General features: G+C 74.3%; 26 protein-coding genes and 1 riboswitch. Of the genes, 16 read left to right on the top strand and 10 right to left on the bottom strand.

Annotated elements, in window-relative coordinates:
- Position 1: 1 nt before the first annotated feature.
- Genes AC4H2G_RS10095 through AC4H2G_RS10085 form a run of 3 tightly spaced genes read left to right on the top strand, consistent with a single transcriptional unit; the run spans position 2 to position 1,952 of the window.
- Positions 2 to 709 carry a hypothetical protein gene (locus AC4H2G_RS10095; RefSeq protein WP_494365619.1) on the top strand — a complete coding sequence of 236 codons (708 nt, stop codon included), beginning with the start codon at positions 2 to 4 and terminating at the stop codon, positions 707 to 709.
- The gene (locus tag AC4H2G_RS10090; protein ID WP_494365618.1) at positions 706 to 1,377 is read left to right on the top strand and encodes a hypothetical protein; all 672 of its coding nucleotides are present in this window, start codon (positions 706 to 708) and stop codon (positions 1,375 to 1,377) included. The genes AC4H2G_RS10095 and AC4H2G_RS10090 overlap by 4 nt, the downstream gene beginning before the upstream one ends.
- A complete protein-coding gene (locus AC4H2G_RS10085) occupies positions 1,374 to 1,952 on the top strand; it encodes a hypothetical protein (RefSeq protein ID WP_494365617.1) in 579 nt (192 codons plus the stop codon). The genes AC4H2G_RS10090 and AC4H2G_RS10085 overlap by 4 nt, the downstream gene beginning before the upstream one ends.
- A gap of 3 nt (positions 1,953 to 1,955) precedes the next feature.
- Here AC4H2G_RS10085 and AC4H2G_RS10080 read toward each other — a convergent pair whose 3' ends face one another.
- A complete protein-coding gene (locus tag AC4H2G_RS10080) occupies positions 1,956 to 3,257 on the bottom strand; it encodes a type II toxin-antitoxin system HipA family toxin (RefSeq protein ID WP_494365616.1) in 1,302 nt (433 codons plus the stop codon).
- Positions 3,254 to 3,517 carry a helix-turn-helix domain-containing protein gene (locus tag AC4H2G_RS10075; RefSeq protein ID WP_494365615.1) on the bottom strand — a complete coding sequence of 88 codons (264 nt, stop codon included), beginning with the start codon at positions 3,515 to 3,517 and terminating at the stop codon, positions 3,254 to 3,256. Before AC4H2G_RS10075 ends, AC4H2G_RS10080 begins: the two co-directional genes overlap by 4 nt.
- A 190-nt stretch (positions 3,518 to 3,707) precedes the next feature.
- Here AC4H2G_RS10075 and AC4H2G_RS10070 point away from each other — a divergent pair, with 190 nt between their 5' ends.
- Complete coding sequence (locus AC4H2G_RS10070; protein ID WP_494365614.1) at positions 3,708 to 4,667, top strand: hypothetical protein; 960 nt, start codon at positions 3,708 to 3,710, stop codon at positions 4,665 to 4,667.
- On the top strand, positions 4,664 to 5,074 hold the full coding sequence (locus AC4H2G_RS10065; protein WP_494365613.1) for a GntR family transcriptional regulator: 411 nt from the start codon (positions 4,664 to 4,666) through the stop codon (positions 5,072 to 5,074). Before AC4H2G_RS10070 ends, AC4H2G_RS10065 begins: the two co-directional genes overlap by 4 nt.
- Here AC4H2G_RS10065 and AC4H2G_RS10060 read toward each other — a convergent pair.
- The gene (locus AC4H2G_RS10060) at positions 5,063 to 6,454 is read right to left on the bottom strand and encodes a hypothetical protein (protein WP_494365612.1); all 1,392 of its coding nucleotides are present in this window, start codon (positions 6,452 to 6,454) and stop codon (positions 5,063 to 5,065) included. The two genes, AC4H2G_RS10065 and AC4H2G_RS10060, sit on opposite strands and share 12 nt — an antisense overlap.
- Positions 6,455 to 6,536: 82 nt before the next feature.
- Here AC4H2G_RS10060 and AC4H2G_RS10055 point away from each other — a divergent pair, with 82 nt between their 5' ends.
- Both AC4H2G_RS10055 and AC4H2G_RS10050 read left to right on the top strand, forming a co-directional pair.
- Positions 6,537 to 6,818 carry a type II toxin-antitoxin system Phd/YefM family antitoxin gene (locus AC4H2G_RS10055; protein WP_494365611.1) on the top strand — a complete coding sequence of 94 codons (282 nt, stop codon included), beginning with the start codon at positions 6,537 to 6,539 and terminating at the stop codon, positions 6,816 to 6,818.
- Positions 6,815 to 7,225 (top strand): type II toxin-antitoxin system VapC family toxin, encoded by a 411-nt coding sequence (locus tag AC4H2G_RS10050; protein ID WP_494365610.1) that lies wholly within the window; start codon positions 6,815 to 6,817, stop codon positions 7,223 to 7,225. Before AC4H2G_RS10055 ends, AC4H2G_RS10050 begins: the two co-directional genes overlap by 4 nt.
- Before the next feature lie 26 nt (positions 7,226 to 7,251).
- Here the strand turns inward: AC4H2G_RS10050 and AC4H2G_RS10045 are convergent, their stop codons facing one another.
- The 3 genes from AC4H2G_RS10045 to AC4H2G_RS10035 all read right to left on the bottom strand — a co-directional run bounded on the left by AC4H2G_RS10045 (position 7,252) and on the right by AC4H2G_RS10035 (position 10,962).
- Positions 7,252 to 7,524, bottom strand: coding sequence for a DUF4235 domain-containing protein (locus AC4H2G_RS10045; protein WP_494365609.1), 273 nt, complete (start codon positions 7,522 to 7,524; stop codon positions 7,252 to 7,254).
- Between the two features lie 97 nt (positions 7,525 to 7,621).
- Positions 7,622 to 10,159, bottom strand: coding sequence for an ABC transporter permease (locus tag AC4H2G_RS10040; RefSeq protein WP_494365608.1), 2,538 nt, complete (start codon positions 10,157 to 10,159; stop codon positions 7,622 to 7,624).
- A complete protein-coding gene (locus tag AC4H2G_RS10035; RefSeq protein WP_494365607.1) occupies positions 10,156 to 10,962 on the bottom strand; it encodes an ABC transporter ATP-binding protein in 807 nt (268 codons plus the stop codon). The genes AC4H2G_RS10040 and AC4H2G_RS10035 overlap by 4 nt, the downstream gene beginning before the upstream one ends.
- A 244-nt stretch (positions 10,963 to 11,206) precedes the next feature.
- On the opposite strand from AC4H2G_RS10035, the gene AC4H2G_RS10030 reads away from it, so the two are divergent.
- The 6 genes from AC4H2G_RS10030 to AC4H2G_RS10005 all read left to right on the top strand — a co-directional run bounded on the left by AC4H2G_RS10030 (position 11,207) and on the right by AC4H2G_RS10005 (position 16,609).
- Positions 11,207 to 11,542 carry a PadR family transcriptional regulator gene (locus AC4H2G_RS10030; protein WP_494365606.1) on the top strand — a complete coding sequence of 112 codons (336 nt, stop codon included), beginning with the start codon at positions 11,207 to 11,209 and terminating at the stop codon, positions 11,540 to 11,542.
- Between the two features lie 3 nt (positions 11,543 to 11,545).
- A complete protein-coding gene (locus AC4H2G_RS10025) occupies positions 11,546 to 11,914 on the top strand; it encodes a hypothetical protein (RefSeq protein WP_494365605.1) in 369 nt (122 codons plus the stop codon).
- A gap of 6 nt (positions 11,915 to 11,920) precedes the next feature.
- A riboswitch (TPP riboswitch) is annotated at positions 11,921 to 12,025 on the top strand.
- A 65-nt stretch (positions 12,026 to 12,090) separates the two neighbouring features.
- Positions 12,091 to 13,179 (top strand): thiamine ABC transporter substrate-binding protein, encoded by a 1,089-nt coding sequence (locus AC4H2G_RS10020; RefSeq protein WP_494365604.1) that lies wholly within the window; start codon positions 12,091 to 12,093, stop codon positions 13,177 to 13,179.
- Positions 13,180 to 13,316: 137 nt separating this feature from the next.
- Positions 13,317 to 15,014, top strand: coding sequence for an ABC transporter permease (locus AC4H2G_RS10015; protein ID WP_494365603.1), 1,698 nt, complete (start codon positions 13,317 to 13,319; stop codon positions 15,012 to 15,014).
- Entirely contained in the window at positions 15,014 to 16,231 is a 1,218-nt protein-coding gene (locus AC4H2G_RS10010) for an ABC transporter ATP-binding protein (RefSeq protein ID WP_494365602.1), read from the top strand. Before AC4H2G_RS10015 ends, AC4H2G_RS10010 begins: the two co-directional genes overlap by 1 nt.
- A gap of 57 nt (positions 16,232 to 16,288) precedes the next feature.
- Positions 16,289 to 16,609, top strand: coding sequence for a DUF4235 domain-containing protein (locus AC4H2G_RS10005; protein WP_494365601.1), 321 nt, complete (start codon positions 16,289 to 16,291; stop codon positions 16,607 to 16,609).
- Between the two features lie 15 nt (positions 16,610 to 16,624).
- Here the strand turns inward: AC4H2G_RS10005 and AC4H2G_RS10000 are convergent, their stop codons facing one another.
- Together AC4H2G_RS10000 and AC4H2G_RS09995 are read right to left on the bottom strand one after the other, a co-directional pair.
- Positions 16,625 to 17,311, bottom strand: a complete 687-nt coding sequence (locus AC4H2G_RS10000) for a response regulator (RefSeq protein ID WP_494365600.1) — start codon at positions 17,309 to 17,311, stop codon at positions 16,625 to 16,627.
- Positions 17,308 to 18,546 carry a sensor histidine kinase gene (locus AC4H2G_RS09995; protein ID WP_494365599.1) on the bottom strand — a complete coding sequence of 413 codons (1,239 nt, stop codon included), beginning with the start codon at positions 18,544 to 18,546 and terminating at the stop codon, positions 17,308 to 17,310. Before AC4H2G_RS09995 ends, AC4H2G_RS10000 begins: the two co-directional genes overlap by 4 nt.
- 280 nt (positions 18,547 to 18,826) lie before the next feature.
- On the opposite strand from AC4H2G_RS09995, the gene AC4H2G_RS09990 reads away from it, so the two are divergent.
- On the top strand, positions 18,827 to 19,246 hold the full coding sequence (locus AC4H2G_RS09990) for a DUF6069 family protein (RefSeq protein ID WP_494365598.1): 420 nt from the start codon (positions 18,827 to 18,829) through the stop codon (positions 19,244 to 19,246).
- A gap of 83 nt (positions 19,247 to 19,329) precedes the next feature.
- On the opposite strand, the gene AC4H2G_RS09985 is transcribed toward AC4H2G_RS09990, so the two are convergent.
- Complete coding sequence (locus tag AC4H2G_RS09985) at positions 19,330 to 22,353, bottom strand: carbohydrate-binding protein (RefSeq protein ID WP_494365597.1); 3,024 nt, start codon at positions 22,351 to 22,353, stop codon at positions 19,330 to 19,332.
- Positions 22,354 to 22,648: 295 nt separating this feature from the next.
- Here AC4H2G_RS09985 and AC4H2G_RS09980 point away from each other — a divergent pair, with 295 nt between their 5' ends.
- The gene (locus tag AC4H2G_RS09980; protein ID WP_494365596.1) at positions 22,649 to 23,266 is read left to right on the top strand and encodes a dihydrofolate reductase family protein; all 618 of its coding nucleotides are present in this window, start codon (positions 22,649 to 22,651) and stop codon (positions 23,264 to 23,266) included.
- A 124-nt stretch (positions 23,267 to 23,390) separates the two neighbouring features.
- Here the strand turns inward: AC4H2G_RS09980 and pgi are convergent, their stop codons facing one another.
- The gene (gene pgi, locus AC4H2G_RS09975; RefSeq protein ID WP_494365595.1) at positions 23,391 to 25,118 is read right to left on the bottom strand and encodes a glucose-6-phosphate isomerase; all 1,728 of its coding nucleotides are present in this window, start codon (positions 25,116 to 25,118) and stop codon (positions 23,391 to 23,393) included.
- Between the two features lie 146 nt (positions 25,119 to 25,264).
- Here pgi and AC4H2G_RS09970 point away from each other — a divergent pair, with 146 nt between their 5' ends.
- A complete protein-coding gene (locus tag AC4H2G_RS09970; RefSeq protein ID WP_494365594.1) occupies positions 25,265 to 25,843 on the top strand; it encodes a dienelactone hydrolase family protein in 579 nt (192 codons plus the stop codon).
- Positions 25,844 to 25,858 lie beyond the last annotated feature (15 nt).

Genomic DNA, 25,858 nt, shown 5'->3' with positions numbered 1-25,858 from the left:
CGTGACCACGACGCCGCCGAGGGCCGCCCGCGCCGTGCCCGTGGCGCGCGCCGTCGTCGGCACGTGGCCGCGCCGGACGGCGCTCGCGGTCGTGCTCGGCGTCGTGGTGGGCACGACGGCGGCCGGGGGCCTCGCGCAGCACGTCGCCGTCGACGCGGGGCCGGTCCGGGCCGCCGCGGGCGAGCCGGTCCCGACCGGGCCGTTCGACCTCACGGTGCGGTCGTGGTCCGTGACCGACGACGTGCAGGTCTCCGCGCTCGAGGACGCCGGGGCCGACGCGTGGCTGCTCGTCGTCGTGGGTGCGCTCGACACCGACCGTGAGTCGCGCCGCCTCGACGACACCGCGGTGACGCTCCCGGCGGACCTGCCCGCCGGTCTGGCGCTCGCGGGCGAGGCGGAGCCCGACCGTCCCGGGACGACGCTCCTCGTGCGCGACGCCTCGCTCTTTCCCGTGCTGCAGCCGGGGCTTCCCGAGGACGTCGCGCTCCTGTGGCCGGTGACGGTCGAGGAGCCGGGCGCCGCGTCCGACGGGCCGACCACGCCCGACGAGCCGCTCACCGTGACCCTCCCGACGTTCCGGTACCGCGACATGACGATCGGCGGTGGTCGGCGATGGGCCGAGACGGGCGAGGTGGTGCTCGTGGACGCCCCTCCCGGTGACGTTCCGGCGGAGGTCGTGGACCCGCCGGAGGAGGAGGTCGACCGGTGAGCGACCAGACCACCGAGACGGCCGTCGTCGGGTCCGCGCTGTCCGGGGCTTCCGGGGCGCCCGGAGCGCCCGCGACCCCGCGGCCGCGCCGGGCCGACCGGGTCGTGACCGTCGTCCTGCTCGTCCTCGCCGTCGTGGTCGGGGCGGCCGTCTCGCGCGTCGACACGTGGTGGCCCACGCTCACGTCGACGACGACGCGCGGCGCCGTGGGCGAGGTCGTCACCGCGGGCCCCCTGCGCGTGCGCGTCGACGACGTCCGTACCGGCACGGTGCTCGAGGACGGCTTCGACACGCTCACCACCGACGGCGCCTGGGTCGCCGTCGACCTCGCGGTGTCCGGCACGACGCAGGAGGCCGGCATCGAGGTGCTCGAGCTGCGTGACGCCGACGGCCGCGACCACGAGGCCTCGCACCGGGTGAGCAACCCGATGATGAGCACGTTCGTGGACCCGGACGTCCCCGAGGCGGGGACCGTCGTCGTCGAGGTGCCGGCCCGGGCGCTCGAGGGGGACGTCGTGCTGCGCGTGCTCACGGAGCACCAGGACGCCGACATCGACCGCCCGCAGGCGATCGCCGAGATCGACCTCGGCCGGGTCGAGGTGCCGTCGGACGGCGACACCGTCGAGATGCTCGCTCCCGCGCTCCTCCCGGGCGGGTGGGACAGTTGAGCGGCGGCGGCGGCGGCGGCGTCGTCGGCGGCGTCGGATGGTGGCGCGCGAACCGCTGGTGGCTGGTCGTGCTCGTGGTCGCGCTCGCGGCGCTCGGTGCCGTCACCTGGCGCTCCGACGCCGTGCAGGGATGGTGGACGTCGGAGCCGCACCGCGGCCACGCGGCGGACGCCGAGGGCTGGGCGCAGGTCGGCGACGTGCGGGCCCGCCTCGCCGGGATCGAGGTCGTCGACTGGCTCGACGACGGCTACGACGGCCGCGTCGAGGCCCCGGACGGGTACACGCTGTGGGCCGTCGACCTGTCGGTGCGCTCGGACGCCGTGCCCGGCGCGGCGAGCGCGGAGGAGGCGTACTCCTCGTGCGAGGTCCTGCTGGTCGACACGTCCGGCCGCCAGTTCACGGCGGGCGCGTCGTCGCTGCCCGGCATGCCGATCACCGACCCTCCGGTGTGCACGGGTGCCGTCTCGAGCCGCGCCACGCAGCACTTCCTCACGCCCGACGACGCCGAGCCCGCCGAGGTGCGCCTCGTCGAGCCGGAGCTCCTCCCGGACTACTGGTCGCTCTCCGTGCCCTGATCGCTATCTCGGCCGTGCGTCGCTATCTCGCGTCGCCCGCTGGGATCGGAGGACCTCGCAGGAACGGGCGACCTGGTCGAGCATCCGCGTACGCAGCTCGCCGACCTCGGGATCGCCGCGCTCCTCCTCCGCCGAGAAGGCGTCCGCCATGGCGTCGGGGAGTCGCTCGGCGAGGCTGAGAACCCTGCCGGTCACCTCGTCGGGGTCGAGGCGTGCCTCCCGTGCGAACCGACTCCAGCGACCGAGGTCGATCTGCACGAACTCACGCCGACCGCCCACCGCCATCGCCGAGGTGCGCAGGCCGGTCTGGTCCCTGGAGTCGTACGGCGCACCGGACGCGACGTCGTACAGCGGGGCCAGCTGCACGGCGCTGTCGGCCAGCAGGATCGAGTAGTTCTTCGCGTGCGCGTCGGGGGCCTGGATCAAGACGTTGAAGGCCAGCGCGTCGACGAACGCGTCCAGGTTGCCCTGGCGGTAGCGGCGCGTGCTCTGGGTCCGCAGCAGGTCGACGATCCGCACCGCCCGGGGCCCGCCGTCGGACTCGTACTTGTCGCCGGGGTAGGTGGCGGTGGCCTGGCAGAGGTCTTCTTGGTGAACCCGGCTCGGAGTCCCGTCGTCGTGGCGGCGGTCGTATCGCTCGACGATCAGCGCCGACTCGTGACCGAACCGCTCGAAGCGCGAGCGGGCCGCCGACAGGCCGGCTCGCCGCGCGGTCTGCAGGCTGATGTGCTCGTTGAGCGCTTGGGAGCGGAAGCCGTCCACGCCGGGCTTGAGGATGTGGGTCGTCGGCTCGGCCCCGGTGGCTTCGTACCACATGTCTCCCTTGCGCCGCAGCGCAAACTTCGCTTGCGCGCCGGCCAGCGACCACCGCTCGCGCGGAGCGAGCCAGCTGGCGCCGGGGTTGGTCCGCAGCTCGGTCAGACGTGCTTCGATGTCGTCGTCGGTGAGCGGCTCGAGGGTGCCTCGGCGGGCCAGGACGTCCGGCACCTCGTCCTCGCCGCAGAACTGCACGGCACCGGCGCAGTCCAGCCCCATGTTGGCCAGGAGCGCGAACGGGTTGCGGGCGGACACGTCGAACTCGCGCGACATCGCCTCCCGGGCGGCCTCGCGCTCGGGCAGCAGCCCGTCCAGGAAGGGGTCGACGACCCGTTGCCCGAAGGGCCCGCCCGCGAGGGGCATGGTCAACGAGATCGGCGTCGTGCCTGGTTCCTCGCGGTAGTGCAGGAGATGCTGTCCGCCCCGAGTCTGCTCGAGGTCGGCGACGTGCTGGCCGTACAGCAGCACGGCCAGGTACCGGCTGCTCACAGGTGCTCCAGGAGGTCGGAGAGGCCGCTCTTCTCGCGCGGCGTGGTGGTCATCGTGAGGTCGAGCCCGAGCGCGTCGAGCGTGTCCAGGACCTTGCCGAGCTCGGCCCGTTCCGAGTGTCCGCTCTCGAGCGTGATCAGCCACCGGCGGCTGACGCCGGCACGCTCGGCCAGCTGGTTCTGGGTGAGACCCTCGCGCCTTCGGGCGCTCCGGATCGCGGCGCCGATCTGGGCGGGCGTCGTGAGCGCGATGAGAGCCATCCTGTGATGGTACGTGCACTTCTGAAGGATGTGCAAGAACGGTGACATCGCAATGAAGTGCATGAACGGTGACATCGCCTGCGGACGGGCGGGTGCAGGGGGAGAGTCCTGGTTGCGCTGAAAGCGAGTTGACACCCGGCGACCGAATGAGCATAGTTCATGATCAATAGTCTCTCAACGGAGGTGAATCGTGAGCTGGGTGTCGTGGATGCTCGGGAACCCCCTTCCCTTGCCAGTGGCTCTCGCCGCAGACCTCGGGCTGCTCGCCGCGGTGGTGGTCGCCGGGCTCCTGTGGTGGGACGGTCGGCGCGCCGTCGTCCCGAGCACGGCGGGCCGGCGCGCGGTGCGGCACGCGGCCCTGACGACCGCCGGGGCGGCGCTGCTCGTCGCCGGCGGCATCGCCCTCCCGCCGCTGTACCTTTACCTCGGGCTGTCGGCGCTCGGCGCCCGCGCGACAGTCGTCCTGCCGCTGGTCGCTCTTGTCGCCGCGCTCGGGGTCCACGCCGCGGGCGAGCTCACCTGGCCCCGCCCGCTGCACCGGCAGCGCGAGGCGCGGCTCGTCGCGCGCTCGGCCGCCGACGTCGTCCCGACCACCACCCGGCGCGTCGCCTGGGGATGGGGCTTCGGGATCGTCGTGGCGGGCGTGGCCTTCGGGCTGCTGTCCGACGGCCCGCGCTCGATCTCGCGCATCACGGGACCTAACGAGGCGTACACCGTCGCACCCTTCCCCGGCTGGCTGTGGACGGTGCCGGTCGTCGTCGCGGCGGGCGTCGCCGTCGTCGCCTCCGAGGTCGTGCTGCGCCTCGTCGCGTCACGGCCGGCGGTCGAGGACGTCTCCGAGGAGTGGGACATGTGGCTACGACGTCGGGTCGCGCGCCGCGTCGAGCGCGCCACGCAGCTCGTGCTCGGCCTGACTCTCGGTGGCCTGGTCGCCATGGCTGGGCTCTCGCTGCGCTGGCTGGGCCTGGGGAACGGCGACAGGGTCGGGACGGATCCTGGGCTGAGCCCGGGCCATGTCACCGCCGGGAACGTCCTGCTCGTCGTCGCGCTCGTCGTCGTCGTCGTGGCGCTCACCGTCGCGGTATGGCCGGCGCGCGACCCGGCGCCCGCGCCGGCGGCCGAGCGCGAGCCGGCGGAGGTTCCCGCGTGAGCCTCGCCGTCCGCATCGACCTCGACTCTCCGACACCCCACTACGAGCAGCTCCGCGCGCAGCTCGCCGCGCTCGTGACCGCGGGCGACCTCGCGGACGGGCAGCGCCTGCCGACCGTGCGGGCGCTCGCGAACGACCTCGGGATCGCGCCCGGGACGGTCGCGCGGACCTACCGCGACCTCGAGGCCGCGGGGCTCGTCACGACTCGGCGACGTGTGGGGACGCTCGTCACCGCGCCCGCGGCGACGCTCGACCGGGCGGCCGTCACGGAGGCGGCGGTGCGGTTCGTGCGGCTCGCGCGCGACCACGGGCTGACGGACGTCGAGGTGCGGGACGCCGTCGCTGCCGCTCTGCTCGGCGATCGGCGTGCCGACGACCGCCAGGGTGCCGTCGTCTCAGCGGAGTGACGCGCCGTCGACCTCCGCGTCGAACATGGTGCCGACCTCCGTCCGGGACCGCGCCGCCCGTCGCGTGCGCAGCGCCGACGGCAGGCCGAGGTTCGCGAGCAGCGCGTCGGCGGCGGCGGCGAGCAGCACGGTCGTGAGCACCTGGACGACGACGGTCCCGACGGTCTCGAGCGTGCCGATCACCGCGCGCCACGCGACGATCCCGGGCTGGCCGAGCACCGCCTGGGCCGCGGTGAACACGACCTGCTCGGCGAGCGTGAGCAGCGCGAACGCGACGCAGAAGAGCAGCACCGCGCTCCACCGGCTGCGCCACAGCATGCCGAGCGCGCCGACGAGGCCGCCGAAGCGCCGGCCCGGGTCGAGCATCAGCTCCCAGGCCCTGCGTGCGCCCCTCGTGCCGAGCGTGCGGTTGAACCGGTCGACGGCGCGGGCGGTCCGTCCCGTGGCGTCGGCCGGCGCGTGCACGGGGTCGACGACGTCGATCGCCTCGACGCCGTAGACGATCGTGCCGAGCGTGAGCCACGCGAGCGGGACCACGAGCCCGGTGACGATCCCCGCGAGCAGCAGTGACGTCGTCGGACCGAGGGCGTCGACCAGCGGCTGGAGCACGTCGACGCGCGCGACGACGCCGTCCCACCACGTCGTCACCTCGACGACGACGACCCGCGACGTCCACCACTCGCGGACCTGCCCCACGACCGCCGTCACGGTGAACGCGCCGACGACGATCCAGACGACCTCGCAGTATCCGGCGACGATGCGCACGGCGGCCGTGCGTGCGCTGCGGCGGGCTTCCCCGCCCGACTCGACGACGCCCCGCTCCAGGCGCTTCGCGACGCGCTCGAGGAGGGTGCGGGCGAGCAGCGCGCCGGCCACGAGGAGGACGACGGTGAGCCCGAAGCCCTCGGGGACCGGATCGGCGGTCTCGATCCCCGCGCCCGCGGCGAACGCGTGGTCGAGCGCCGCGGAGTCGACGTAGGCCTGCCAGTCGGAGGACAGCCCGCCGTAGAACTCGTAGATGACGAGGTAGGGCACGAGCACGGACGCGATCGACCCGAGCAGTGCACGGACCTCGATCCGGTCACGGTCGTCGCGCGGCTCGCGGCGTAGCACGTGGAGCATGACGACGATCCCGACGACCGTCGCGAGCGGCGAGAAGCACAGCACGAGCAGCCCGAGCTCGCCCGACGACGGCGCGACGGCGAGCGCGGCCCGCAGCGCGAGCTCGTGCAAGACCTGGGCGAGCACGGCGATCGCGAGGAGAGCCGGCCAGTGCCGCGCGAGCAGCCGACCGGCGTCGGCGAGGACGCGCAGGCCGGAGCGCAGGACCGGGTCGTGCAGGGCCGTCGTCGGGCTCGCGTTCGTGGTGGGCGCCGTCACGCGCGCCAGGCTACCCGTGCGGCGGAGCCTCCCGGGTGGGAATCGCGTAGAACTCGGTAGAACGACGTTCTACAGTGGCCACATGAGCTTTCCACAGCAGGTGCCGACCGTCGGCGTCCGCGATCTCAACCAACGGACGAGCGCGGTGCTGAAGCTGGTGCGTGGCGGGACCTCGGTCGTCGTGACCGACCACGGACGTCCTATCGCACGGATCGTGCCCATCACGTCGAGCCCGTTCGAGCAGCTCCTCGCGGAGGGAGAGTACGTTCCGGCGACGACGTCGACGCTCGTCGCGCCTCCGGCTGAGGTCGGCGTCCGGCCGACGGCGGAGGTGCTCGCCGAGCTGCGCGAGGACCGAGGGTGAGGGCGCTGTACGTCGACACGTCGGCCGCGCTCAAGCAGGTCCGCAGGGAGTCCGAGACGGACGCGTACCTGGACTTCCTGGCAGCACAGGCGAGCGACGGCGTCGTGCTGACGTCCTCGCTCCTGCTCGACGTCGAGCTCGCGCGCTTCGCCGTGCGGGAAGGGCTGGACCACGACGAGCGGATCGCGCCGGTCCTCGAGGCGCTCACCCGTCGACAGATCAGCCCGGCGGTCGTCCGCGCTGCCGCGGCGATCGAGATCCACGTCCGCAGCCTTGACGCCATCCACCTCGCGACGGCAGCGGCGCTCGGTGCGGACCTCGTCGCCGTCGTGACCTACGACCGGCAGATGCTGACCGCCGCCCGGGCGCTCGGCCTGTCGACCGCGGCGCCGGGCACCGCCGCGTAGGGCCGCCGCGGCGCGGTGCCGCGACCTCAGGTGCGCGAGATCAGGCGGGTGACGACGCGCTTGGCCTCCTTGCCGGCGAACCGGCGCGCGAGGACGCCGACCCCTGCGGCGACGGCGGCGAACGTGACGGCCGAGACGATGCCGACCTCCTCGTCGTCGAGGTCCTTCGGGGCGTCGTGGCCAGTGACCTTGGCCCACACGACGGTGACGAGCTTCTGCGCCGCCCAGCCCGCGGCGAACGTCAGCGCGACGGTCCCCACCTTGACGGCGAGAGTGGCCTTCTCCTCGGTGTCTGGCACGGGTGCTCCTCCATCGGTCGACGTCCCGGTGGTGCCCGGGTGTGCTGCGACCACCGTAGTAGGAAGTCCGCAGCCGGCGCGCGTGCGCGGTGACCGATCACTCCTGGCTCACGGCGTCGAGCACGGGCAGGCGCGCCGCGCGGACCGCCGGCCAGACCGCGGCGACGACGCCCACGACCGCGGCCAGCCCGAGCATCGCGCCGAGCTGCGCCCACGGCACGGCGAGCGTCGTGAACCCCTCGTCCGCGAGCACCGACGGCAGCGCCGCGGCGAGGCCGGTCCCCACGACCAGCCCGACCGCCGTCCCGAACACCGCGACGAGCACGGACTCGATGACGATGGTCCCCCCGAGCTGGCCGCGGCCGAGCCCGACGGCGCGCAGCAGCCCGATCTCGCGGGTGCGCTCGACGACGGACAGGGCGAGCGTGTTGACGATCCCGAGCACGGCGACGAGCAGCGAGAGCCCGAGGAGGGCGTAGACGATCGCGAGGATCGACTCGACCTGGGACGCGATCTCGCCCGCGAACTCCTCCGCGTCGAGCACCGACGCGACGACGTACGGCGCGACGGCGTCGGCCACCCCGGCACGGACGACGGCCGGGTCAGCGTCCTGCTCGACGTCGAGGAACAGCATCTCGGGCGTGGTCGCGCCGACCGCGGCGGCGACGTCGGACGGCAGGAGCATGTCGACGCTGAAGGCGCTCGAGTCGATCACCAGCCCGATGCGCACCTCCTGCGTGGGGACGTCGGGGCGTGCGGGGTCGGCGACCGTCACGACGTCGCCGAGCGCCCACCCGTGCTCGTCGAGCGCGTCGGCCATGACGGCGGCGTCGCCGCGCGCGTACGCGTCGAGGTCGCCCTCGGTCGCGGTCGTGCGGACGGAGCGACCGAACCCCTCGGCGGGGAAGCCGACGACGAGCTGCGGCTCGTCGTCCACGACCACCTGGCCGTAGGTCGTGAGGTCGGCGGACGCGACGCCGTCCACGGCCCGGACGTCGTCCGCGACGCCCTCGGGGAGGTAGGGGGTCGCGGACCGGACGACGAGGTCGGCCGCGGTCTCCTGGTCGACCACGTCGGTCACGGACGCGCGCGCCGAGAAGGCGAGGACCGACGTCGTCGACACGAGCGCCATCCCGACGACGAGCGCCCCGGCGGTCGCGGCCGTGCGGCGCGGCTGGCGCGTGACGTTCCCGCGCGCGAGGCCGCCGAGCGGGCGGACGAGCGCGACGAAGGGGGCCGCGAGCACGCCCAGCACAGGACCGACCGCGAGGGGAGCGAGCAGCAGGACGCCCGCGATCACGGCGACGGCACCGAGCCCGAGCAGCGGCGCCCCGCCGCTCCCGGCCGCCGCCGCACCGACGACGAGGCCCGCGCCGCCGAGCAGCGCGAGCGCGCCCAGGACCGTGCGCACGACGCCCGGACCGGCGGGCCGCACGGCGTCCTGACGCATCGCCTCCACGGGCCGCACGAGGGCCGCGCGTCGCGCGGGCAGGGCGGCCGCGACGACCGAGACGACCACGCCGACCACGAGCGGGACGACGATCCCGGCCGTCGTCACGGGCAGCGAGCCGGAGAGCTCCATCCCGACGGCGCCGATCCCGGCGCGCGCGAGCTCGGCGAGGCCGAACCCGGCGGCCACGCCCAGCACCGCGCCGACGACCCCGACGACCGCGGCCTGCCCCAGGACCGAGGCGAACACCTGCGCGGGCGACGCACCGACCGCCCGCAGGAGCGCGAGCTCGCGCGTGCGGCGGCGCACGTGCATCGCGAACGTGTTGGTGATGATGAACGTCCCGACGAACAGCGCGAGCGCGGCGAACACGAGCAGGAACGTCGACACGAAGCCGAGCTGGTCGGCGATCGCGCTGCTCGACTCCGCGCGCAGCTCCGCGCCCGTGACCGCCTCGGCGCCGTCGGGCAGGTCGGTCGAGACGGCGTCGCGCAGCGCCTCCGGGTCGGTGCCGTCCGCGGAGTACAGGGCGATCGACGGGACGAGGCCGTCGGGCGCGAACGTCGCGGCGGCGGTCGCGGCGTCGACCAGGACGATCGTCGCGCCCGCCATCGGCGTGGACAGCGAGAGCTCGCCGACCACGCGGACCTGCTGCACCCCGTCGCCCAGCACGACGTCGGTCGTGTCGCCCACGGCGAGCCCGGACGCCTCGAGCGTCCCGGACTCGAGCGCGACCTCCCCGGCGTCGACCGGGCCGCGCCCGTCGACGACCCGCGGGCCGGGGTCGCGCGGGTCGTACGCGACGGCCATGCTCGGCGCCTGCGCGCTGAGGACGGCCGTGCCGTCGGCGCCCACGAGGACCGCGGGGCCGCTGATCTCGGGGAGCGCGAGGGCGACGTCGTCGTGCGCCGCCAGCTCGTCCGCGAGGTCGGCCGGGACGAGGCTGCGCGCGCCGCCGAGCTGGGCGGACGACGACTCCAGCGCGCCCCCGGTGCTCGTCCCACCCCGCACGTACGCGTCGGCCTGGATCGAGGACGCGACGATGCCGTCGAACGTCGACGCGAGCATCGCACGCAGCGCGAACGTGCCGGTGACGAACGCGACGCCGATGGTCACCGCGAGCACGGACAGCACGAGCTGCGCACCGTGCGCGCGCACGCCGCGCAGCGCGATCCGGCCCATCATCGGACGGACGCCGTCGCGTGCGCGGGGTGGCCGGCGGATGCCGACACCGCCGGAGAGAGGTCGCCGAGCGTGTCGAGCACGGCCTGCGGCGTGGGGTCGCGCAGCTCCGTGACGAGGCGCCCGTCCGCGAGGAACAGCACCCGGTGCGCGTACGACGCCGCGGTCGGGTCGTGCGTGACCATCACGACCGACTGTCCGAGGTCGTCCACCGAGGAGCGCAGGAAACCGAGCACCTCCGCGGCCGCGTGCGAGTCGAGGTTGCCCGTCGGCTCGTCCGCGAACACGACCGCGGGCCGGGACACGAGCGCCCGCGCGCACGCGACGCGCTGCTGCTGCCCGCCGGAGAGCTCCGCGGGCCGGTGCCCGAGCCGCGGACGCAGGCCCACGGCGTCGACCACGCGCTCGAACCACTCGCGGTCCACGGGCCGGCGCGCGATCGCCAGCGGGAGGACGATGTTCTCCTCCGCCGTGAGCGTCGGCACGAGGTTGAACGACTGGAACACGAACCCGATGCGCGTCCGGCGCAGGCGCGTCAGCCGTCGTTCGCTCATCGCCGAGACCGTCTCGCCGTCGACGACGACGGTGCCCGCCGTGGGCGAGTCCAGGCCAGCCAGGCAGTGCATCAACGTCGACTTGCCCGATCCCGACGGACCCATGATGGCCGTGAGCCGGCCCCGCTCGAGGTCGACGTCCACCCCGTCGAGGGCACGGACGCTCGCGGCGCCCCGCCCGTAGGTCTTCACCAGACCGCGAGCCGTGGCGATCGCGGTCGAACCACCGGACGCTGCGCTGCTCATCGTCATTGCCCTCCTGCATGGGGAGCCCGGCGTGCTGCCGGGTCCTTCCGACCTTCTCGTCGGAGGGTGACGCGGGGCATCAGGGGTCGGCCCGGACGTGTCCCTGGTCTGGCGCGGCGCTCTTCCGGGGAGCGTTCAGGGTGCTCTCAGGGTTGTCCCGGAACCCTTGGCGCGACCCCGGGACGCGCCTCAGCTAGGGATCGAGCTTTAATAGGTTGAGATTCACACTAGTCGCGTCTAGGGTCGTCGCATGGCGTCGACGGACACGGTCGAGAACGTGCAGCGGGCGGTGCTGCCGACCGCGGTGCTGTCCGCGCTCCGGGTGTCCCCGAACCACGGCTACGCCCTGGTGGCACAGCTGCGCGCCGCGGGGTTCGCCGGCGTGCAGGGCGGGACCCTCTACCCCCTCCTGCGGGAGATGGAGCACCAGGGGTTGCTGACGTCCCGCTGGGACGTGGACGGCTCGGGCCCGGCGCGCAAGGTGGTCGAGCTGACGGAACGCGGCGCCCAGAGACTGCACGAGGACCGCGAGGCGATCCGCACGGTGCTGGCGCAGGTCGATGCGCTGGCGGACAGGGGGGACTGAGGCATGTCGTACCAACGAGACCTGGCGTTCGCGCTGCGCCTTCGAGGCGTCGCGGAGAAGGAGGTGGCCGACATCGTCGCGGAGGTGGACGCCCACGCGCAGGAGGGCATCGTGCTCGAGGAGTACTTCGGCACGCCCGACGAGTACGCCGCACGATTCCCCGAGGGGCCGGAGCGGCGGCGCGACGCGGTGTGGTGGACGAAGGTGGGTGCCGTCGTCGGCGTGGCGTGGATGGTGGTCGTCACGGCGCTCGCCGCGCTCGGCGCCGAGCTGCCCGTCCGGTTCGGCGTCGTCGCCCTGTGGCCCCCGCTGGGCCTGATGCTGCTGGGCATGGTCGTCGACATCGTCTGGGCCCACCGCCGCCCGGTGTAGGCTCGCCGGGAACGACAGGGGAGCTCCTGGAGGAGCTGAGAGTGCGGACCACCGCAGACCCTCGAACCTGATCCGGTTAGCACCGGTGGAGGAAGTCGGGAATCTCGATCACCCGTCCGCGTCGGCCACGGCCGGCGCGTGCGGATGGACCCCTCCTGAACGTCCTGGGAGGACACATGCAGCACACCACCCGCCGTCGGGCGGCCCGGACCGGCCGTCACGTCACGACGGCGTCCCTCGCCGTGGCCACCCTCCTCGCCGCTGCGGCGTGCAGCGCGGGCGACGACACGGCCGGGGGCGACGACGCGTCGTCGGGCACCGTCACGCTCGTCACGCACGACTCGTTCGCCGTGAGCGACGACGTGCTCGCCGCGTTCGAGGAGGAGAGCGGGCTCACGGTCGAGCAGGTCGCGCCCGGCGACGGCGGCGCGCTCGTCAACCAGCTCGTGCTCACGAAGGGCTCGCCGCTCGGCGACGTCGTCTTCGGGATCGACAACTCGTTCGCGACCCGCGCCATCGACGAGGGCGTGCTCGACTTGTACACGCCCGCCGACCTCCCCGCGTCCGCCGAGCAGTACGCCGTCGGCGACGGCGAGCTCACGCCGGTCGACCTCGGCGACGTCTGCATCAACGTCGACCACACATGGTTCACCGAGGCCGGGGTGCCGGAGCCCGAGACGCTTGAGGACCTGGCGGACCCGGCCTACCGCGACCTGCTCGTCGTGACCAACCCCGCGACGTCGTCGCCCGGCCTCGCGTTCCTCCTCGCGACCGTCGGTGCGTTCGGCGAGGACGGCTGGGAGCAGTACTGGGCCGACCTGCGCGAGAACGGCGTCAAGGTCGTCGACGGCTGGTCCGACGCGTACTCCGTCGACTTCTCCGGCGGCGAGGGCGCGGGCGACCGCCCGCTCGTGCTGTCGTACTCGACGTCGCCCGCGTTCACGGTCTCCGAGGACGAGACGTCGTCGACGACGGGCGCGCTGCTCGACACGTGCTTCCGCCAGGTCGAGTACGCGGGCGTCCTCGCCGGCGCCGAGAACCCCGAGGGCGCGCAGCAGCTCGTCGACTTCCTCGTCAGCGAGACGTTCCAGGCGGACGTGCCGGGCCAGATGTACATGTACCCCGTCGACGACACCGTCGCGCTGCCCGCCGAGTGGGAGCAGTTCGCGCCGCTCGCCGACGAGCCGTTCGACGTCGCGCCCGAGGAGATCGACGCGCACCGCGACGAGTGGATCAAGGCGTGGACGGCGACGGTCGTCGACTGACCACCGCCCAGCCGGCTGCCGAGCACGGGGATACCCACCACTTCCGGGCGAATCCGGTGGGCAGCTCCGTGCTCGGCGGTGGATGGTCCCGTGCTCGGCGTGGCGTCCTCCGGGGGGTCGCGGCGGCGGTGCCGCTCGTGTTCCTCGGGGTGTTCTTCGCGTGGCCGGTGGTGGCGCTCGTCGCGCGCGGGTTCGTGGGGCCCGACGGCGGCCTCGACCTCTCGGGGTTCGCGGAGGTGTTCTCCGCTCCCCGGACCTGGCGCATCGTCGGGCTGACGCTGTGGCAGGCCGTGCTCGGCACGACGCTCTCCCTGCTGCTCGGGGTTCCGGGCGCGTACGTGCTGTACCGGTGCCGGTTCCGCGGGCGACGCGTGCTGCGCGCGCTCGTGACCGTGCCGTTCGTGCTGCCCACGGTCGTCGTGGGCGTGGCGTTCCGCACGCTGCTCGTCGAGGGCGGGCCGCTCGGGTTCCTGCGGCTCGACGGGACGTTCGCCGCGATCGTCGTGGCGCTCGTGTTCTTCAACTACTCCGTCGTGGTGCGCACGGTCGGCGGGCTGTGGGAGCACCTCGACCCGCGCGCGGAGCAGGCGGCGCGCGCGCTCGGGGCGACGCCGTGGCGCGCGTTCCGGACGGTCACCCTGCCCGCCCTCGCTCCCGCGATCGCGAGCGCCGCGTCCATCGTGTTCCTCTTCTGCGCGACGGCGTTCGGCGTCGTCCTCGTCCTCGGCGGCATCCGCTACGGGACGATCGAGACGGAGATCTGGATCCAGACGACCCAGTTCCTCGACCTGCGCACGGCTGCGGTCCTGTCGGTCGTGCAGCTCGTCGTCGTGGTGGCGGCGCTGACCGTCGCGAACCGGACGCGCGCGAAGCGCGAGCGGGCGCTGACCCTCACCGCCGCGTCGAGCGCCGCGCACCCGCTGCGGCTGTGGCAGCGTGGACCGGCGGGTGGACCGGCCGGTGGATCGACGGGTGGTTCGGCCGGCGGTCCGGCCCGTGGACGCCCCGGCGGCGACCTCCTGCCCGCCGTGGTGACCGCCGTCGTCGTCGTGGTGCTGGTCGGGCTGCCCCTCGCGACGCTCGTCGTGCGGTCGTTGCGCGTGCCGGGCGGCGGCTGGGGGCTCGACAACTACGCGAACCTCGGCACGACGGGCGGGCGCAACGCGTTGTCCGTCACCGTGTGGGAGGCGGCGGGGAACTCGCTGCGCACCGCGGCGCTCGCGACGCTGCTCGCGGTGGTGATCGGCGGGCTCGTCGCGCTCGTCGTGTCCCGGCGGCCGCGGTCACGCACGGGCCGCCGGGCGATCGCCGCGCTCGACTCGCTGTTCATGCTCCCGCTCGGCGTCTCCGCCGTGACCGTCGGGTTCGGGTTCCTCATCACGCTCGACCGACCGCTCGGGCTCGACGTCGACCTGCGCACCTCGGGGCTCCTGGTCCCGATCGCCCAGGCCGTCGTCGCGATCCCGCTCGTCGTGCGCACCGTGCTGCCGACGCTGCGCGCGATCGACCCCCGGCTCCGCGAGGCCGCCGCGACGCTCGGCGCCGCGCCGGGCCGCGTGTTCCGCAGCGTCGACGGCCCCATCGCCGCGCGGTCGCTCGGCCTCGCCGTCGGGTTCGCGTTCGCCGTGTCGCTCGGCGAGTTCGGCGCGACGTCGTTCCTCGCCCGCCCCGACACCGCGACCCTGCCCGTGGTGATCTTCCGGCTCGTCGGCCGTCCCGGCGCCGAGAACCAGGGCATGGCGCTCGCGGCGAGCGTCGTGCTGGCCCTGCTGACCGCCGTCGTCATGCTGCTCGCCGAGCGGTTGCGCGGCGACCGCCCCGGAGGAGAGTTCTGATGGTGCAGACCGACCCGACCACGCGGCCCCACGTGCCCGGCGCCGAGCCGCGCCCGGCGCAGCACCCGGGTGGCGGCGCGGGGCTCGAGGTGCGCGACGTCGTCGTGCACTACGACGGCGCCTCGCGCCGGGACCCGCGCACGACGGCGGTCGCGGGAGTCTCGCTCGACGTCGCGCCCGGTGAGGTGCTCGCGCTGCTCGGGCCGAGCGGGTGCGGAAAGTCCAGCCTGCTGCGCGCCGTCGCGGGTTTGGAACCGGTCGCCGCCGGCACGGTGCGCTTCACGGGCGACGACCTCGCGGGCGTGCCCGTGCACCGGCGCGGGTTCGGGCTCATGTTCCAGGAGGGTCAGCTCTTCCCGCACCGCGACGTCGGGGGCAACGTCGCGTACGGGATCGCGGACGTGCCGCGCGCGGAGCGGGACGACCGGGTGCGCGAGCTGCTGGGCGTCGTCGGCCTCGCGGGGTACGAGCGGCGGCCGGTGACGACGCTCAGCGGCGGCGAGCGCCAGCGCGTCGCCCTCGCGCGGTCCCTCGCGCCCGGTCCGCGCCTCCTGCTCCTCGACGAGCCGCTCTCCGCGCTCGACCGCGGTCTGCGCGAGCGGCTCGCGCTCGACCTGCGCGCCGCGCTGCGGGCCACCGGCACGACCGCCGTGTTCGTCACCCACGACCACGACGAGGCGTTCACCGTCGCCGACCGCGTCGCCGTGATGGACGCCGGCCGCGTGCTGCAGGTCGCGCCGCCCGAGGAGCTGTGGCGCGCGCCGTCGTCGCGCCGCGTCGCGGAGTTCCTGGGCTACCAGGCGTTCGTCCCGCTCTCCGACCTGTCAGCCCTCGAGGTGGCAGGAGTGTCCTCTCGCCCTGACACGCGGGGCGCCCAGGTCCTGGCGATCGGGCCGCGGGGCCTGCGCGTCGCGGAGCCTCTCGACATGTCAGGGCCACCGGTCACCGGGGTGACCTCTCGCCCTGACACGTGGCGCGGGACGGTCGTCGGGAGCGTGTTCCGACGCGGCGCGACGGAGGTCACGGTCGACGTCGTGCTCCCCGGGAGTGAGCGCCGCGTCCGCGTCGTCGCGCTCGCCGGAGCACCCGTCGCGACGGCGTCACCCGGCGTCCCGGCGGACCTCGCCCCCGGGCAGCCGGACGCGCGACCGTGGTCCGCGGGCGACGAGGCGACCGTGGCGCTCGACCCGGCCGGGTGCGCCATCGTGCCGGCCTGAGCGCGTCCCGCCGCCGTTCGGCGCGCGGCGACGTCGGGCACGTCCTAGCGTCAGGGGATGAGCGACGCATCGATCGGGGAGCAGCTTCCCGAGAAGGACGGCGGCAAGGCCGCCAAGATCCTCTACCGTCCGGTCGGGCTCGTGAGCTCGATCGTCGGCGGGCTCGTCGCGGGGCAGGTGTTCAAGCAGGTCTACAAGCGCGTGGCCCCCGGAGACCGCAAGGATGCCCCGACCCCGTTGCAGTCGGAGTACCCGCTCAAGGAGATCCTGCTCGCGGCCCTCGTCCAGGGCGCGATCTACGCCGTGGTCAAGGCGCTCATCGACCGGGGCGGTGCCCGCGCGTTCGAGCGCTGGACGGGGGAGTGGCCCGGCGACTGACCGCCGTTCGCCCTCTCACGCCTCCGTGTCCGCGGCCGCGTCGTGCACGACGAGCGCCACCTGGGTCCGGTTCTCGACGCCCAGCTTGAGCAGCACGTTCGACACGTGCGCCTTGACGGTCGCGACGGAGAGATAGAGGCGTGCCGCGATCTCCGCGTTGCTCGCGCCGCGCCCGATCTCGACCGCCACGTCCCGCTCGCGCGCGGTGAGCCGGTCGAGCGTCGCGAGGGCCCGCTCGCGAGCGCCGCCCGCCGACGCCGCGGACGTCATGAGCCGCCGCGCGATCGCGGGTGAGAGCACGGGCTCGCCCGCGGCCGCGGCGAGCACCGCGGCGACGATCCGCTCGGGTGCCATGTCCTTGAGCAGGTAGCCCGACGCCCCGGCGTGCAGCGCGCCCGCGACCTCCTCCTCGGAGTCGAACGTCGTGAGCACGACGACGGCCGGTGCGTCCGCCCGAGCCCGCACCCGGCGCGTCGCCTCGATCCCGTCGACGCCGGGCATCCGCAGGTCCATGAGCACGACGTCGGCCGGGTGCGCGTCGAGCACGCCCGCGACCGCACCGCCGTCGTCGGCCTCGCCCACGACCTCGATGCCGCTCGCCCCGTCGAGCAGCATCCGCAGCCCGGACCGCACGAGCGCGTCGTCGTCGACGACGACGAGCCGCGTGCGCCGGGGCTGCTCCGTGGGCGTGTCGGCGCTCATGCGCCCCACGGTAGCCGGGCGTCGAGGACCCAGCCCGCGTCGTGCGGGCCGCCGCGGGGCCCGGCGTCGAGGCGCCCGCCCAGCAGGTCGACGCGCTCTCGCAGGCCGACGAGTCCGGTCCCCGTGCCGACCCCGGGGACCGGGGGACCGCTCCGCACGAGGCGAGCGCCGGCGTCGGACACGACGACGCGCACCTCGCCGGGCGACACCGCGACCCGCAACGTCACCGGGCTGCCGGGCGCGTGGCGCCGGGCGTTCGTCAGGCCCTCCTGCGCGACGCGGTACGCCGCGACGGCGACGGCGGGCGGCGGCACGACGTCGCCCGTCCGCTCGTAGGCCACGTCGCCTCCCGCCGCCCGGACCTCGGCGACGAGCCGGTCGACGTCGGCGAGCGTCGGCTGCGGCGCGAGCCGGAGGTCGTCCGCCGGTCGGTCGTCGTCCGGCAGGTCGCGGAGCACGCGCACGACGTCGCGCAGGTCGTCGAGCGCCGCGCTCACGCCCTCGCGCACGAGTGCCGCGGCGGCCGCGAGACGCTCGGGAGGGGCGTCGGGCCGGTACTCGAGCGCGCCCGCCGTCGAGGCGAGGAGGGACAGGCGATGGGCGAGCGTGTCGTGCATCTCGCGCGCGATGCGCGTGCGCTCGGCGAGGCGGGCCTCGACGACGCGGCGCTCGGCGTCGGCCTCGGCCCGGTGCGCGCGCCCGCGCAGCGACCGGAGCAGCTCGGCGCGCGCCTGCCAGTACGCGCCCCAGCCGAGGAGGGCCGCGTGGACGGCGAGGTCGCACAGCAGCCACCAGCCGATCGGCAGGGCGACGGGCCGCCAGAGCGCCTGGACGGCGTGACCCAGGAACCCCGCGAGCGCGACCGGCAGCGCCGTCCGCACGGGGTACCAGCGCGCGACGTGCAGCGTCGCGACGGTCGACGCTGGCGTCGCGGCGCCGGACACCGCGACGAGCGCCGCGAGGGCGACGGCCACCGAGATCGGTCGCCGCGTCCACAGCAGCGGCAGGGCAGCGACCGCGGCGACCGCGACGGCGATGTCGACCCCTGCGGCGGGGGGCTCGTCCCCGACCACGAGGGGCACGAGCGAGAGGAGCGTCAGGACCGCGACGGCAGCCCACGCCGCGGCGACCCACGACCACGGCATGACGCGAGCCATGGGGTCGTGGCGCGCGGAGGAGGTTGCGAGGACCGGGGGCCCGGCGAGGGGCGCGCAGTCGAGGGCGGGGGCGGTCATCGGAGTGATGGTCGGGTCGACGGCCGCGGTGACGGATGGACCGCTCGAGGTCGGGGAGGTCGGACGGGGAGTGCTCATGTCGGTGACGCTAGGCGGCGCCGCCCCTGGCGGATACCGACCAAGGTCGGGGGTCGCGGTCGGCCCGTCGGGGGTCGCCCCCACCTCCGGGTGGGCCGGTCGCCGACGTCGGACGGGCGCGGCGGTGCCGCGACGCGCGACAGCGTGGAGGAGTCGGCACGAGGCCGGCCGCGGCTCCGGCCGCGTGACGAAGGAGGCCACCATGACCACGTCGCAGAACCCCGCCCAGGACACGATCGCTGTCCGACGCCGCGTGCCTCGCTGGTCCGTCCCGCTCGCCGCCGCCGTGGCCGCGGCGGTCGTGCGGCTCGTCGGGACGGCCGCCGGGGTGGACGTCGCCGTCCGGTCCGGCGCGACGACGCGGGACGTCGGACTCGTCGCGGTGGTCGTGGCCGCGCTCGTCGTCGGGTTTGCCGGGTGGGGCGTGCGCGCGCTGCTCGGGCGGCTCCGCGCGGCGAGACAGGACCGCGGTGAGCGAGCCTGGCTCGTGACGTGCGCCGTCGTGCTGCTCGTGTCGCTGCTCGGCCCGCTCGGCGGCGTGAGCGCCGGGGCGGTCGTCGTGCTGCTCGCCGAGCACGTCGCGGTCGGCGCCGTCGTCGCGCTCGGTCTGCGCCGCGCCTGACGCACCGAGCACGGGATCAGCCACCGTATCCGGTCGGAGGCGGTGCCTGATCCCGTGCTCGGCAGTGGCTGGTCCCGTGCTCGTCAGAAGCCCGAGTTCCCGCTCCCGCGGTTGAGCACGTAGCCCATGTCGTTGAGCAGGCCGCCGCTCCCGGAGCCGGACACCGTCGTACCGGCGAACGACGCGCTGCCCGACGCGTGGATCTCGATGCCGTAGGTCCCCGAGCCCGTGATGCGCACCCGGTCGAAGCTCACCTGCCGGATCGGCTTCTGCCACGACATGAGGATTCCGGCGTAGGTGCTGTCCACGATGTCGATGTCCCGCACGACGATCGGCGCGTCGATCGCGTGCACGTCGGCGTAGATCCACAGCGCGCCCAGCTCGGCGGGCCAGTTGGGCTCACGGCTGCCGGTGCGGACCAGGGTGTTGCGCTGCACGGTCGTCGTGCCGCTGAACGGCACGCCGAAGCGCGTGCTGATCGCGATGCCTGCCGCGGCGTTGACGGTGTCCGCCACGACGTTGTCCTCGACTCGGTTGCCCGACCCGCCGTAGACCGCGAGCCCGTTCGCGAGCGCGGGCGCCTGCACGGTGTTGAAGGCGAACACGCTGTTCGACACGGGGCCGCCGTCGGACCACATGGCGAGGCCGTCGTCGCCGGTGTTGCGGAACGTCGACTGGACCACCTGCGAGTTCGCCACGCTGGTGCGGAAGTTCACGCCGTCCGCGTACGTGTCACGCACGCGCAGCCCGACAGCGAGCACGTCCCGCGATCCCGGGCGCACCCAGAGCGCGACCTTGGTGTGCTGGACCCACACGTTCTGGATCAGGGTGTCTCCGCCGAAGTCGCCCTCGATCGCGGCCTGGGAGTTCGCGTCGTCGCGGACGGTCGCGTCCCCGAAGATCGCGAGGTCGGCGACGGTCACGCCGCCACCGGTCCCGTAGAACCCGCCCTTGGATCCGGTGCCCTGGAGCACCGAGTGCCACGGGCCGGCGCCGAGCACCGTGACGCCCGAGACCTGGATCGCGTCGTTCACGTGGAACGTCCCGGCGGGGATCCAGACGGGCGCGCCCGCGCTCTTCGCCGCCGCGACACCCGCCCGGATCGCCGCGGTGTCGTCCCCGCCGCCCGACGTCGCGCCGTGCGACGTGATCGACACCGCGCCCGCCGGGGCGGTGAGTGCCGCGGGGACGACCTCCGCCTCGACCAGGTCGACGTCGACGTACGCCACCGCCGTCGAGTCCTTGCGCAGCATGATGACCGTGCCGGCGGGCCGGTCGCCGATCGGCACGCGCAGCTCGTCGTAGTAGCGGTGCGGGCTGCCCAGCGACGGGTCGTTGTGGAACGGGTACGCGCCGTAGACCCACGCGTGCCTCGACGTGAGTGTCGCGTCGGTGACCTTGGTGCCGTTCGCGTAGATCCCGAGCGGCGACGTCCGGCCGTTGCCGGCCGCGTCGTCGGGGATGGAGTAGCGCAGCACCAGCCCGCTCGCGGGCTTCGTCAGGGTGATGCTGACCTGCTCGCCCGTCGCGTCGAGCCGCACGGCGCGGCGCCCGCTCGACTCGGCCTGCACGGTCCCGTACGTGCGCGACGCCGCGAGGACCGTGCCGCTCGTCGAGCCCGACTCGGCCTCGTACTGGGTGTACGGCGTCGTCGCGCCGCGCGTCGCGAGCGCCGTCTCGCCGGTGGCGACGAGGCTGTCGACCGCGACGTCCGAGCCGGTCGACGGCGCACGCAGGGCGACCGTGTTCACCCCGGCGCGCAGCGGGACCTGGACCGTGGCCGTGCGCCAGCCGGACCCGGAGGTCAGCGACACGGTGCCCGCCGCGCGGCCGTTCACCACGACGGCGAGCGTGCGGGCGGATCCCGAGGTGTTCGCGTACCGCACCGTGAGCGTCTGCGTGCCCGACGCCGTCGCCGCGAGCGTGCGCACCACGCGCGCCCCCGTCGTGGTGAAGCCGGTCGCGTAGCCCGACCCGGCGTGGCCGGCGATCGCGGTCGACGTCGTCGTGCCGCCCGCGAGGTACGCCGACTCGGCCTCGCCCGCGCCGCCCGACGGGGGCTCGGGGTCGACCGGGTCGACGGGGCCGACCGGCGCGGCCGACACCGTGAGGCTGTCGAGGTTCGCGTTGCCGGAGTCGGCGGAGCCGTAGGAGTACGCGAGCGTGTGGTCGCCCGCCGCAAGCGTGACGCGCGTGGTCACGGTGCCCCACGCGGCCCAGCCGGAGGTCGCGGGGAGCGTGACCTGCTGGGTCGCGCCGCCGTCGACCCGCAGAGAGAACGTCCGCGCCGAGCCGGTGCCGTTCGCGTAGCGCAGCGCGAGGTCGTACGACCCGGCGGCCGTGGTCCGCACCGCGAACGCCGCCGACGCCGCGCCGCGGTTGCCGTCGGTGAAGCCGCCCACGAACCCGCTGCCCGTGTACCCGGCGTGCTCGGTCGACACGACCGTGCCGCCTGCGAGCGTCGCCTGCTCCGCCTCGAAGAGCGGACCGGCTCCGGGGCCGGAGCCCGGGGAGGGCGGCGTCACGTCGAGGTGGTCGAGGTTGACGTTGCCCGAGTCGGCCGTCCCGAACCGGTACGCCACCGCGTGGCTCCCGGCGCTCAGCTGGACGCTCGTCGACACCGTGCCCCACGCGTCCCAGCCCGCCGTCGCGGGGAGCGTCACCTGGCGAGCGACCCCGCCGTCGACGACGAGGCTCATCGTCCTCGGCGCGGTCGTGCCGTTGGCGTAGCGCAGCGTGAGCGTGTGGTCGCCCGCGGCGCTCGCGGCGACCGTGAACGTCGTCGCGGCCGATCCCTTGTTGCCGTCGGTGTACCCGCCGACGAAGCCGGAGCCGGTGTGCCCGGTGTGGTCCGTCGCGACGACCGCGCCGCCCGAGCGGGCGGCGGACTCGGCCTCGTAGCGCGTGGGTGCGGCGCTCGCGGGCGACGCGACGAACCCCAGCAGCGTCGCGGCGAGGGCACCCGTGGTGAGCGCGGCGACGAACCGGGCGAGGCGCCTGGATCCGGGTGCGCGGGATCGTCGCGCGCGGTCGCGGGTGGTCTGTGGATGCTCTGCAGCATGTTCGGCGGTGAGGCGCACGGTGGCCCGCTTCCTGTCAGGAGCCACCTCCTTTGGTGGCCCGGGAGCGTCGCGAGGACCGGGGGTGGTCCGCACCGACCTGTCCCGGAGAGCAGAGTTTAACGCTAAACCTGCGACTGATCTCGAACTTATCACCGGCGCGCTCCCGGTGACCAGACCCGCGTGCGTTCGTCGATGCTCGTACCGAGGACGACGTGCCGCCCGACCCCGTCTCGAGTCAGGTCCACCGATGAGTTCCGTGCGCGGGCGTGGTCCACCTCCGAGTCCGCGCAGGACCCCGTCCGCTCACGACCCGCTCGTACCCGCACACCCGGAGGAACCCATGGCGACGCTCGTCTCGACCCTGTTCATCTCGCTCGACGGGGTGGCCGAGATCGACCCGGAGTGGCACTTCCCCTACTTCGACGACACCATGGCGGCCGCGGTCGACGACGACTACCAGGAGGTCGACGTCCTGCTGCTCGGGCGCGTGACGTACGACAGCTTCGCCGGCGCGTGGCCGGACCGGGAGGCCGCGGGCGAGGAGGACGCGGAGTTCGCGAAGCGCCTCGGGGACACGCGCAAGGTCGTGGCGACGCGCGGCGACCAGGACCTCGGGTGGCGCCACGTCGAGCGCCTCGACGGCGACCTCGTCGAGGCGGTGCGTGCGCTGAAGGCCGAGCCCGGGACGCGCCGGATCCTCGTCGCCGGGTCGATCTCGGTCGTGCGACAGCTCCTCGCGGCCGGGCTGCTCGACGAGCTGCGCCTGCTCGTCCACCCCGTCGCGGCGCGCACCGGCGAGCGCCTTTTCGACGAGGGCGAGCCGCGGTACCCGCTGACGCTCCTGCGGTCCGAGGCGTTCCCGACGGGCGTCGTCCGGCTGATCTACGCCCCGGCCGAGGCGCCCGTCGACACGTCGTACGAGGACGTCAAGGACAAGGTGCCGTCCGGGACCGAGTGAGCGGGCGTCGTCGGGCAGGAGCGGCCCCTCACGGAGAGCCGAGCACGGGCTTGCCGACCCACGAGAACGGGGTTGGCCACCGGATCTCGTGAGATCCGGTGACCAACCCCGTGTTCGGCCCAGGTCAGTCGCGCAGCTCGAGGTAGCGCGTGATGAGGGCCTCCGTCGAGGGGTCCTGCGCGGCGAGCGCGGCCTCGTCGCCGGCGACCGCGGGCGCGATCTCGAGCGCGAGCTTCTTGCCGAGCTCGACGCCCCACTGGTCGAAGCTGTCGATGCCCCACACGACGCCCTGGACGAACGTGATGTGCTCGTACAGCGCGATGAGCTGACCCAGGACAGACGGCGTGAGCGCGGGGGCGAGGATCGACGTCGTCGGGCGGTTGCCCGGGAAGGTGCGCGCGGACACCAGCGACTCGTCCGTCCCCTCCGCGCGGACCTCGTCCGCCGTCTTGCCGAACGCGAGCGCCTTCGTCTGCGCGAAGAAGTTCGCGAGGAACAGCCCGTGCACGTCCGCGCCCGGCTGGACCGCGCCGCCGTCGCCGACGTCGTCCGTGAGCGGGTGCGCCGGGTTCGCGACGGCGATGAAGTCCGCCGGGATCAGCCGCGTGCCCTGGTGGATGAGCTGGTAGAACGCGTGCTGGCCGTTCGTGCCGGGCTCGCCCCAGAAGATCTCGCCGGTCTCGGTCGTCACGGGGGAGCCGTCCCAGCGCACGCGCTTGCCGTTCGACTCCATCGTCAGCTGCTGCAGGTACGCCGGGAACCGGTGCAGGTACTGCGCGTAGGGCAGGACGGCGTGCGTGTGCGCGTCGAGGAAGTTGACGTACCAGACGTTGAGCAGGCCCATGAGGACCGGCACGTTCTGCGCGAACGGCGTCGTGCGCACGTGCTCGTCGATCGCGTGGAACCCCGCGAGCAGCTCGGCGAAGCGCTCGGGGCCGATCGCGATCGCGAGCGACGTGCCGATGGCGGAGTCCACCGAGTAGCGCCCGCCGACCCAGTCCCAGAAGCCGAACGCGTTCGCCGGGTCGATGCCGAAGGCGGCGACCTTGTCGAGCGCGGTGGAGACGGCGACGAAGTGCTTGGCGACGGCGTCGCGACGCGCCTCGTCGGTGTCGTCGAGGGCGCCGACGTCGGCGAGCGACGTCCACAGCCAGTCCCGCGCGAGGCGCGCGTTCGTCAGCGTCTCGAGCGTGCCGAACGTCTTGGACGCGACGATGAACAGCGTGGTCCGCGGGTCGAGACCCGCGGTCTTCTCCGCGACGTCCGTCGGGTCGATGTTCGAGACGAACCGGACCTCGATGTCCTCGTGCTTGTACGGCAGCAGCGCCTCGTACGCCATGACCGGCCCGAGGTCCGAGCCGCCGATGCCGATGTTCACCACGGTCCGCACGCGCTCGCCCGTGACGCCCGTCCACTCGCCCGACCGGACTCGGTCGGCGAACTCGTACACCTTGTGCAGCTCGGCGTGCACGTCCGCGTCGACGTCCTGGCCGTCGACGACCAGGTGCTCGTCGCCGCCGAGCGGCGCCGGGCGGCGCAGCGCGGTGTGCAGGACGGCGCGGTCCTCCGTGACGTTGATGTGCTCGCCGCGGAACATCGCCTCCAGTCGGCCGTCGAGGTCCACCTCGTCCGCGAGCCGTGTGAGCAGCTCGAGCGTCTCGTCGGTGACGAGGTTCTTCGAGAGGTCGACGGTGAGGTCGGCCGCCTGGTGCGTCAGCCGGTCCGCGCGCTGCGGGTCGGCGGCGAACCAGCCGCGAAGGTCCGGGTCCAGCGCGTCGCGGTGGGCAGTCAGCGCGTCCCAGGACGCGGTCGTGGTGGCGTCGACGGGAGGGGGTACGGGCGAGGTGGTCATGCGGGCCACGCTACTGACCGACGACGCCGCGCGCCCACCCCGACCGTCCCTCGGTCGGTCGCACGAGCGGCGGGCGGCCGCGTCACGCACCACGATGGGACAGGGCGGTGCGGCCGCGCCGCGAGGACCGACGAGACGGAGAAGACATGGCTGAGGTGCTGCTCTTCCACCACACCCTGGGCGTCACGGACGGCATCGAGGAGATCGCGGGCCTCCTGCGGGACGCGGGGAACGTCGTGCACGTGCCCGATCTCTTCGAGGGCCAGACGTTCGACACCATCGAGGACGGGATCGGGTACGCCGAGGAGCTCGGGTTCGACACGCTCGTCGACCGGGGGCGTTCGGCTGCCGACGGGTTCGGACCCGGGCTCGTCTACGCGGGCATCTCGTTCGGCGTGCTGCCCGCGCAGATGCTCGCCCAGACACGCGCGGGCGCGAAGGGCGCCGTGCTGCTCGAGGCGTGCGTGCCCGTCTCCGAGTTCGGCGAGGCGTGGCCCGACGGCGTCCCGGTGCAGGTGCACGGGATGGACGCCGACCCGTTCTTCGTCGGCGAGGGCGACCTGGAGTCGGCGCGCGAGCTCGTGGACTCCACGCCCGACGCCGAGCTGTTCCTCTACCCCGGCGACCAGCACCTCTTCACGGACCCGAGCCTGCCGTCCCACGACGCCGAGGCCTCCGCACTGGTCGTGGAGCGTGTGGTCCGGTTCCTCGACGGCATCCGCTGACGGGACCCCGTCGCT

The sequence above is a fragment of the Cellulosimicrobium sp. BMG9.23 genome (genome assembly GCF_059159985.1).
This window is presented reverse-complemented; position numbering and strand designations above follow the sequence as displayed.

What these genes read in the sequence shown, in the direction of transcription:
- AC4H2G_RS10010 (WP_494365602.1), top strand. Translation starts at nt 15,014, where the DNA reads ATGGTGCAGACCGACCCGACCACGCGGCCCCACGTGCCCGGCGCCGAG.
- AC4H2G_RS10035 (WP_494365607.1), bottom strand. Translation starts at nt 10,962, where the DNA reads ATGACGATGAGCAGCGCAGCGTCCGGTGGTTCGACCGCGATCGCCACG.
- AC4H2G_RS10030 (WP_494365606.1), top strand. Translation starts at nt 11,207, where the DNA reads ATGGCGTCGACGGACACGGTCGAGAACGTGCAGCGGGCGGTGCTGCCG.
- AC4H2G_RS10005 (WP_494365601.1), top strand. Translation starts at nt 16,289, where the DNA reads ATGAGCGACGCATCGATCGGGGAGCAGCTTCCCGAGAAGGACGGCGGC.
- AC4H2G_RS09990 (WP_494365598.1), top strand. Translation starts at nt 18,827, where the DNA reads ATGACCACGTCGCAGAACCCCGCCCAGGACACGATCGCTGTCCGACGC.
- AC4H2G_RS10075 (WP_494365615.1), bottom strand. Translation starts at nt 3,517, where the DNA reads ATGGCTCTCATCGCGCTCACGACGCCCGCCCAGATCGGCGCCGCGATC.
- AC4H2G_RS10000 (WP_494365600.1), bottom strand. Translation starts at nt 17,311, where the DNA reads ATGAGCGCCGACACGCCCACGGAGCAGCCCCGGCGCACGCGGCTCGTC.
- AC4H2G_RS10055 (WP_494365611.1), top strand. Translation starts at nt 6,537, where the DNA reads ATGAGCTTTCCACAGCAGGTGCCGACCGTCGGCGTCCGCGATCTCAAC.
- AC4H2G_RS09970 (WP_494365594.1), top strand. Translation starts at nt 25,265, where the DNA reads ATGGCTGAGGTGCTGCTCTTCCACCACACCCTGGGCGTCACGGACGGC.
- AC4H2G_RS10020 (WP_494365604.1), top strand. Translation starts at nt 12,091, where the DNA reads ATGCAGCACACCACCCGCCGTCGGGCGGCCCGGACCGGCCGTCACGTC.
- AC4H2G_RS10040 (WP_494365608.1), bottom strand. Translation starts at nt 10,159, where the DNA reads ATGATGGGCCGGATCGCGCTGCGCGGCGTGCGCGCGCACGGTGCGCAG.
- AC4H2G_RS09980 (WP_494365596.1), top strand. Translation starts at nt 22,649, where the DNA reads ATGGCGACGCTCGTCTCGACCCTGTTCATCTCGCTCGACGGGGTGGCC.
- AC4H2G_RS09995 (WP_494365599.1), bottom strand. Translation starts at nt 18,546, where the DNA reads ATGACCGCCCCCGCCCTCGACTGCGCGCCCCTCGCCGGGCCCCCGGTC.
- AC4H2G_RS10025 (WP_494365605.1), top strand. Translation starts at nt 11,546, where the DNA reads ATGTCGTACCAACGAGACCTGGCGTTCGCGCTGCGCCTTCGAGGCGTC.
- pgi (WP_494365595.1), bottom strand. Translation starts at nt 25,118, where the DNA reads ATGACCACCTCGCCCGTACCCCCTCCCGTCGACGCCACCACGACCGCG.